Origin of the sequence: Actinoplanes sandaracinus (assembly GCF_030009775.1) — a bacterium.
GTDB classification, from domain to species: Bacteria; Actinomycetota; Actinomycetes; order Mycobacteriales; family Micromonosporaceae; genus Actinoplanes; species Actinoplanes sandaracinus.
Map to the genome: position 1 here is coordinate 1 of NZ_JASCTH010000090.1, position 1,408 is coordinate 1,408.

The following is a 1,408-nucleotide window of genomic DNA, read 5'->3' on the forward strand; positions in this document are numbered from 1 at the left end:
AGAGGCCGGTCATGAACTGTTTAGGTTGATCTATGCGTTGGGTCCGTTTGGAGATCGTTCTGCGGGTTCGCGATAGATAGTGATCACTCGATCGAATGAAAGATGAACATCGGTCACGTCAGGCGGGCTGTCTGCACGGTTGGGCTGGTCATGAGCGTGCGTAAGCCGTACCCCAGCGACGTCACCGATGAGCAGTGGGCGCTGATCGGTCCGTTTCTGGACGCCTGGAGAGCCAGACGGGTCTCGGTCGCGGGACGTGTGGGCGACCAGGATCTCCGGGAAATCGTGAATGCGATCCTGTATCAGAACCGGACCGGCTGCCAGTGGGCGTACCTGCCGCACGACCTGCCCCAGAAGCCGGTGACTTACTACTATTTCGGGTTGTGGCGCGATGACGGCACCGACGCCGCGATCCATGACCTGCTGCGCTGCCAGGCCCGCGAGAAGGCCGGCCGCACCGAGGACCCGACTGCGGTCATCCTGGACACCCAGTCGATCCGGGCCGCGAACCACGTTCCCGCCGCGACCACCGGCAAGGATGCCGCCAAGAAGGTTCCGGGCCGCAAACGCGGCCTGGCCGTGGACGCGCTCGGCCTGATCATCGCGGTGATCGTGACCGCCGCGTCCGTGACCGACAACGCGATCGGCATCCGGCTGCTGGACAAGGTCGCCGAACACACCCCGACCGTGACCCGTGCCTTCGTCGACGCCGGGTTCAAGCAGGACTTCGCCCTGCACGGCGCCGTGCTGGGCATCGACGTGGAGGTCGTGAAACGCTCCGATGTCCGGCCCGGGTTCGTCCCGGTGAAGAAGCGATGGCTGGTCGAGCAGGTCAACGGCACCCTGATGCTGCACCGCCGGCTGACCCGCGAATACGAGAGCCGGCCCGAATCGAGCGTGTCACGCACGCTCTGGGCCTCCACGGCCAACATCGTGCGCCGGCTGACGAACGCCGTCACGCCGACCTGGCGGTGAACCCGCCGTGCACCTGACCGCGATCCTCGACCTGATCGCCGAACGAGAGACCATCGCTGGTCACGCCGCCGGCCAGCTCCGCAAAAAGATCACCGCACTCACCGCCGAACTCGCCCGCCTCGACAGCGAACTGGCCGATCTGGCGACTACCCGCACGACCCTGCGAGACCTTGCCGCCGAGCAGTTCACCGACGACGACCCGACCATCGCCAGTGCCCCGTACCAGCAGATCCTCGCCGCTCTCGCGGCGAACCCGGCCGGGATGCGCGCCAAGGACGTCTGCCTCGCCGTCGGTGTCGACCCCGCCCCCAAGCACGTCGAAGGTGCCCGGGCACGACTCAAACGCATGGTCAGCCGCGGAATCCTGATCGAGAACGAACCCGGAATATTCACTCTCGCCACGAAACGGACCTAATCTTTCCTACCGCCCTCT

General features: G+C 65.8%; 2 protein-coding genes. Both read left to right on the plus strand.

Annotated features, from left to right (window positions below):
* Positions 1-150 precede the first annotated feature (150 nt).
* Positions 151-975 (plus strand): IS5 family transposase, encoded by an 825-nt coding sequence (locus QLQ12_RS46775; RefSeq protein ID WP_282767542.1) that lies wholly within the window; start codon positions 151-153, stop codon positions 973-975.
* A gap of 7 nt (positions 976-982) precedes the next feature.
* The gene (locus tag QLQ12_RS46780; RefSeq protein WP_282767543.1) at positions 983-1,390 is read left to right on the plus strand and encodes a hypothetical protein; all 408 of its coding nucleotides are present in this window, start codon (positions 983-985) and stop codon (positions 1,388-1,390) included.
* Positions 1,391-1,408 lie beyond the last annotated feature (18 nt).